We start from the raw sequence: 6,019 nt of genomic DNA, 5'->3' as shown, positions 1-6,019 counted from the left end.
CCCACCACCACCAAACACACCTTCGACCCCGCCCCCCCCACCCGCGGCGCCCCCCCCCCCGGGCGACGGGGCCGGCCGGGGGGGGGGGCCCCCCCGAGGCCCTGCCCTCATGCGGCGGCGGCCGTCGTCGTGAGCAGGGCCAGCCCCGCCGCAGTCACTTCCGCCGGCACCTGCTGCCCGACGAGTCCCAGCCGCGCCGGGCGCACGAGGCCTTCGTGGGCCAGCGCGTGGGCGGTGAACTGGTCGCAGCACGGCAGGCCGTCGACGAACAGGTCCGGCTCGGCGCTGCAGGTGACCCGCGCGCGACCGGCAGCGACGGCACGCAGCATCGCGATCCCGCGTGGGCTCGTGGTGGTTCCCATGGCTGCCTCCTCAAGTCGCTCTCACTCCTACGTCGAAGCAGGAGGCGCCGTTTCGACATCGCGGCGCCCTAATCTGGCGGGAGATGCCGCGACGGAACGGGAGCGCCCATGCTGATCGACGACCTGCAAGCCGTACTGCCGGGAGAGGTCCTCATCCGCGACCCCGACGTGCTGCGCGGCTTCGCCCACGACGAGGCCGAGTGGGCGCCCTGGGCGCTGCCCGAGGTCGTCGTCCGGCCGCGGTCCGCCGAACACGTGCAGCAAACCGTCAAGGTCTGCCTCAAGCACGGCACTCCGCTGGTCACCCGCGGCGCCGGCACCGGGTTGTCCGGCGGCGCGAACGCGGTGGCGGGCTGCGTCGTGCTCGTCACCGACCGCATGGCGGCGGTCAAGAAGATCGACCCCGTCGAGCGGCTCGCGGTCGTCGAACCCGGGGTCGTCAACGACGACCTGCGCACCGCGTGCGCCGAACACGGCCTCTGGTACCCGCCCGACCCGGCGAGCTCCCCGTGGTCGACCATCGGCGGCAACGTGGCCACCAACGCGGGCGGCGTGTGCTGCGTGAAGTACGGCGTGACCCGCGACTACGTGCTCGGGCTCCAGGTCGTCACGGGCACGGGGGAGCTCGTGCGCCTCGGCCGCCGCACCGCGAAGGGCGTGGCGGGTTACGACCTCGCCGGGCTCATGGTCGGCTCCGAGGGCACGCTCGGCGTGATCACCGAGATCACCGTGCGGCTGAAGGCGCAGCGCGCGGCCGAGGCCACCGTCGCCGGGTACTTCGACTCCACCGTCGCCGCGGGGCAGGCCGCCGCCGCGATCGTCGCCGCCGGTGTGGTGCCCTCGGCGCTGGAACTCGTCGACCGCCACTGCCTGAAGGCCGTGGACGACTGGAAGAACATGGGCCTGTCGGCCGACGCGGAGGTCGTGCTGCTGGGCCGCAGCGACGCGCCGGGCGCGGCGGGGGAGCACGAGACGGCCGTGATGCTCGAGTGCTTCGAGAAGGCCGGCGCCACCTGGGCGGCGCAGTCGACGGACCAGGAGGAGGCCGACGCGCTGTTCGCCGCCCGCCGCCTCGCGTACCCGGCGCTGGAGCGGCTCGGCCCGCTGCTCACCGAAGACGTCTGCGTGCCCACGCACCTCGTGCCCGAGATGCTCGCGCGCATCGAGCTCGCGGCGAAGCGGCACGACACGCTCATCGCCAACGTCGCGCACATCGGCGACGGCAACCTCCACCCGCTGCTGAGCACGCCGCTGGGTGACGAGAACGCACGGCGGCGCGCGCAGGCCGCGTTCGAAGACATCGTGGCCGACGCGCTCGCACTCGGCGGCACCGTCACGGGTGAGCACGGCGTCGGGCTGCTGAAACGGCCGGGCCTGGAAAACGAGCTCGGACCTGCTGTTCTCGCGATGCACCGAGCCGTGAAAAACGCGCTCGACCCGAGCGGAATCCTCAATCCGGGGAAGGTGATCGCTTTTCACTCGGTCGAGTGAAAGTAAATAGTCCTCAAAGGACGATCGACTACTTGTGACCCGTCTCTCGTAACCGTTTTACGAAGTTGGTTGCCACAGGCAAGCAACTTGCTTAGCCTAGCTAAGGGAACGACAGAGAGAGGGTCTTTCACTGTGGCCGAGCGCAGAACCTATTCGCTCGCGGAACTGGGACCGCGATACAAGTGGATCGCGTTGTCCAACACGACGCTGGGCATGCTCATCGCGACGATCAACTCGTCGATCGTGCTCATCGCGCTGCCCGACATCTTCAAGGGCATCGGGATCAACCCGCTGGAGCCGGCGAACACCAGCTACCTGCTGTGGATGATCATGGGCTTCCTGGTGGTCACCGCCGTACTGGTGGTGAGCTTCGGGCGCCTGGGGGACATGTACGGCCGCGCCAGGATGTACAACTTGGGCTTCGCGGTGTTCACCGTGTCGTCCATCCTGCTGGCCATCACCTGGTTCGACGGTGACGCCGCCGCGCTCTGGCTCATCGGCTGGCGCATCGTGCAGGGCATCGGCGGCGCGTTCCTGATGGCCAACTCGTCGGCCATCCTGACCGACGCGTTCCCGGCCAACCAGCGCGGGCTCGCGCTGGGCATGAACGGTGTGGCCGCCATCGCCGGCTCGTTCCTCGGGCTGGTCGTCGGCGGTGTGCTCGCGCCCGTCGACTGGAACCTGATTTTCCTGGTGTCGGTGCCGTTCGGCGTGATCGGCACGATCTGGGCGTACGTGAAGCTGCACGACACGGGCGTGCGCAAGCACGCGAAGATGGACTGGTGGGGCAACATCACCTTCGCGGTGGGCCTCATCGCGGTGCTCGTGGGCATCACCTACGGCATCCAGCCCTACGGCTCCTCGCCCACCGGCTGGGGCAGCCCGATGGTGCTGTCCTGTCTGATCGGCGGCATCGCCGTGCTGATTGCGTTCGTGGTGATCGAAACCAAGGTGGCGAACCCGCTGTTCCGGCTCTCGCTGTTCCGGATCCGCTCGTTCACCTGGGGCAACGTGGCGAACCTGACCGCCTCGCTCGGTCGCGGTGGCCTGCAGTTCATCCTGATCATCTGGCTGCAGGGCATCTGGCTGCCGCAGCACGGCTACACCTTCGAGCAGACGCCGCTGTGGGCCGGCATCTACATGCTGCCGCTGACGATCGGCTTCCTGGTGTCCGCGCCGACGGCCGGCATCCTGTCCGACCGCATCGGCAGCCGGCTGCTGGCGTCGAGCGGCCTGGGCATCACCGCGGTGACGTTCCTGCTGCTGATGATCCTGCCCGTGAACTTCAACTACTGGGCGTTCGCGGCGATCCTGCTGATCAACGGCATCGGCATGGGCATGTTCTCCTCGCCGAACCGCGCTGAGGTCATGAACAGCCTGCCCGCCGACTCCCGTGGCTCCGGCGCGGGCATGATGACCACGTTCCAGAACGCGGCCATGGTGCTCTCGATCGGCTTCTTCTTCAGCCTGATCATCGCGGGCCTGTCGGACAACCTCCCGGCGGCGATGTCGCAGGGCCTCACCGCCCACGGCGTGCCCGCGGCGTCGGCCGACCAGATCGCGCACCTGCCCGCGGTCGCCGTGCTCTTCGCGGCGTTCCTCGGCTACAACCCGATCCAGCAGCTGCTGGGCGGTCAGCTGACGAGCCTGCCGCCGGACCAGGCATCGTTCCTGACCGGTCGCAGCTTCTTCCCGAACCTCATCTCGGGCCCGTTCCAGGACGGTCTCGCCGTGGCGTTCGGCTTCGCGATCGTCGTCTGCCTGATCGGCGCCGTCGCGTCGCTGCTGACGAAGGACAAGGGCAAGTCGCCGGAGTCGGTGGGCGAGGAACTGGCCGCGGTGGCCGGCGAATCGGGTACCGGCCCGAGCGAGCTGGTGGCTCCGACCGGCGAGCGGTAACCCCCCTCAGACCCTCTTGGGTGCACCGGCCGCCCCGGGACTCGTTCCCGGGGCGGCCTTCTTCACGCGGGAACGGGTTCTGTGACCGCAGTCGGTTCGGGCCGGTTCGCCGTGACCTTGCGGCCGAGCGCGATCATCGGCAGCTCGACCCAGCGGTGGAGGAGATCGGCCATCAGCAGCGCGACGGCCGTGACGCCGACCGCGGTGAGCGTGCGCGGGTGCGCCAGGTGCGGCACGAGCCCCGCGAGCGTCCAGCCGGCGATGGACTGGATGAGGTAGAGCGAGTACGACCGCTCGCCGACGAACCGCAGCGGCTCCACGGACAGCAGCCGGCCCAGCGGTCCTCCCGCGACCAGCGAGGGCAGCAGCAGCGCCACGAGCACCGCGTAGACCGTGCCGAGGGCGACCCCGCCTTCGTCGTGGATCGCCGTGGTGATGTCGCTGAAGAACACCTGCACCACGACGATCGCCGCGGCCGCCGCGAGGCCCGCCACCGGGTGCGTGAAGGGCCTCAGTACCGCGAACCCCTTCCGGTGGTGCAACACGATCGCCACGGTGCACCCGATGACGATCGACGCGTACGCGCCGGAGTACGGCAGCACCGGCACCAGCGCCACGAGGGCGACTGCCAGGCCCACGGCCAGGCCGAACCGCTTGGCGAAACCCAGTCCCGCCACACCGAACGCCAGCAACGGCCAGAGCAGGTAGAACTTCTGCTCCACCCCCAGCGTCCACGCCACCCCGAACACCCCGGCGACGTGGAACTCGTTCAGGAAGGTGGCGAACCACGGCAGCGCACCGAACAGCCCGCTCGACCGGAGCTCGCCGCGCGCGAACGTGACCACGACGAAGATCCCGAGCACCACGTAGTACACCGGCAGGATCCGATAGGCCCGGCGCAGGTAGAAGTTCTTGAGCGAGACGCGGCCGTTGCGGTCTTCTTCGCGCAGCGCCAGCGTCGTGATCAGGAACCCGGAGAGCACGAAGAACACGTGCACGCCGATCCACCCGTTCGCGCGCACCCACGCTCCGCCGCCGAAGTGGAAGAGCACCACCAGCACCGCGGCGATGGCCCGCACGCCGTCGAGCGCCGGAAACCGCCTGGTGGCGAGGTAGGTTTCGTGGGTCATCACCGTGAGGTCCCCCATCCGCCGCCGACTGCTCGCGTACTGTAATCGGATCTGGGTGACTATCACTCGTTAGGGTGGCCCGTCCTGGAGGGGGCGGGTGCGTGGATCGTGAAGATCTGGCGGAAGCGCTTTCGGCCGCGCGTTCGTGCGAGAGCGCCGTGCCGGCCCTGGCGGCCCTGCCGGCGGGCGCGAAGTTCGAACTGTGGCCGGGGGCGTCGAGTGCCGCCGAGTTCAGCTCGGTGTTCCGCCGTCGGCGACGAAACGGCCTCCGCGCCGGCCGGCCGTCGATCGGGTTCGCCGAGGGAGCTCGTGAGCTGGATGCCTACCACGGCTCGCTCGGCGCCCTCGGCCACGTCAACGACCGCCCCCGCGGCGGCACTACTTCCAGCTGTTCCTGACCCCGGACCTGTCCCGGCCGATCACGGCGTTCGACGCTAACGCGGCTCGGCGGCGAAAGGCAGACTGACCTACCAGCCGAAGGAAGCCCGTTCGATCTTCACCGGGTGCTTCGGCGCACCGTCCAGCGGCCCGTTCGGATCGCTCGGGACGATGCCGTCGGCCACCATCCGGTCGAGGGCGTCCATGCCGCGCACCACCTTGCCCAGCACCGAATACTGCGCCGGGATGTGGGCGAACGAATGGACGATGAAGAACTCCGACCCGTTGGTTCCCGGGCCCTGGTTGCCCATCGCGACGGTGCCGCGGTCGTACGTCTCGGCGCCGGAGACCTCGTCCGGGAACCGGTAGCCCGGGCCGCCCTTTTCGACCTCGTACAGGTCGCCGCACTGCAGCACGCCGAGGCGCTCGGAGTCGGTCAGGCGCCAGCACCGGGAGCGGTCGTAGAAGTGCTGCAGCACGAGGCTCGCCAGGTTCGCGACCGCGCACGGGGCGGCACCGGCGCGGTCGAGGCGCACGGTGACCGGGCCGTAGTTGAAGCGGAACGTGACGTCGAAGGTTCCGCGCGTCAGCGCGAACGGCAGCGGCCGCACCACCGGACGGGCCGCGGGGTTGTCCGGGGTCGGCGTGAACGCACACCGGACGACGGGGGCGGACGCGGCAGTGGCCGGCACCGAGCACAAGCCCAGGCCGGCCACGACCGAAAGAACCAGAGCGACCCAGCGTGCCTTCATGGCTCCG

At 69.9% G+C, this 6,019-nt stretch carries 6 protein-coding genes; 3 read left to right on the top strand and 3 right to left on the bottom strand.

Annotated features, from left to right (window positions below; genetic code table 11):
- Positions 1–107: 107 nt before the first annotated feature.
- Positions 108–362 carry a hypothetical protein gene (locus ACIA77_RS18595; protein WP_395887121.1) on the bottom strand — a complete coding sequence of 85 codons (255 nt, stop codon included), beginning with the start codon at positions 360–362 and terminating at the stop codon, positions 108–110.
- 108 nt (positions 363–470) lie between these two features.
- On the opposite strand from ACIA77_RS18595, the gene ACIA77_RS18590 reads away from it, so the two are divergent.
- Together ACIA77_RS18590 and ACIA77_RS18585 are read left to right on the top strand one after the other, a co-directional pair.
- Entirely contained in the window at positions 471–1,853 is a 1,383-nt protein-coding gene (locus ACIA77_RS18590) for an FAD-binding oxidoreductase (RefSeq protein ID WP_395887120.1), read from the top strand.
- A gap of 132 nt (positions 1,854–1,985) precedes the next feature.
- Positions 1,986–3,752 (top strand): MFS transporter, encoded by a 1,767-nt coding sequence (locus ACIA77_RS18585; RefSeq protein ID WP_395887119.1) that lies wholly within the window; start codon positions 1,986–1,988, stop codon positions 3,750–3,752.
- Positions 3,753–3,814: 62 nt separating this feature from the next.
- Here the strand turns inward: ACIA77_RS18585 and ACIA77_RS18580 are convergent, their stop codons facing one another.
- Positions 3,815–4,882, bottom strand: coding sequence for an acyltransferase family protein (locus ACIA77_RS18580; protein ID WP_395887118.1), 1,068 nt, complete (start codon positions 4,880–4,882; stop codon positions 3,815–3,817).
- A 101-nt stretch (positions 4,883–4,983) separates the two neighbouring features.
- On the opposite strand from ACIA77_RS18580, the gene ACIA77_RS18575 reads away from it, so the two are divergent.
- Positions 4,984–5,280, top strand: a complete 297-nt coding sequence (locus tag ACIA77_RS18575; RefSeq protein ID WP_395887117.1) for a hypothetical protein — start codon at positions 4,984–4,986, stop codon at positions 5,278–5,280.
- Between the two features lie 69 nt (positions 5,281–5,349).
- On the opposite strand, the gene ACIA77_RS18570 is transcribed toward ACIA77_RS18575, so the two are convergent.
- Entirely contained in the window at positions 5,350–6,012 is a 663-nt protein-coding gene (locus tag ACIA77_RS18570; protein ID WP_395887116.1) for a peptidylprolyl isomerase, read from the bottom strand.
- Positions 6,013–6,019: the final 7 nt, after the last annotated feature.

Source organism: Amycolatopsis sp. NPDC051903, assembly GCF_044452505.1.
Classification (GTDB): Bacteria; Actinomycetota; Actinomycetes; order Mycobacteriales; family Pseudonocardiaceae; genus Amycolatopsis.
Note: the sequence above shows the minus strand (reverse complement) of the source record. Positions and strands in the feature narration are given on the sequence as shown.

Excerpts from the sequence above, each read along its gene's own strand:
- ACIA77_RS18590 (WP_395887120.1), top strand. The coding sequence starts at position 471 with ATGCTGATCGACGACCTGCAAGCCGTACTGCCGGGAGAGGTCCTCATC.
- ACIA77_RS18570 (WP_395887116.1), bottom strand. The coding sequence starts at position 6,012 with ATGAAGGCACGCTGGGTCGCTCTGGTTCTTTCGGTCGTGGCCGGCCTG.
- ACIA77_RS18595 (WP_395887121.1), bottom strand. The coding sequence starts at position 362 with ATGGGAACCACCACGAGCCCACGCGGGATCGCGATGCTGCGTGCCGTC.
- ACIA77_RS18580 (WP_395887118.1), bottom strand. The coding sequence starts at position 4,882 with ATGACCCACGAAACCTACCTCGCCACCAGGCGGTTTCCGGCGCTCGAC.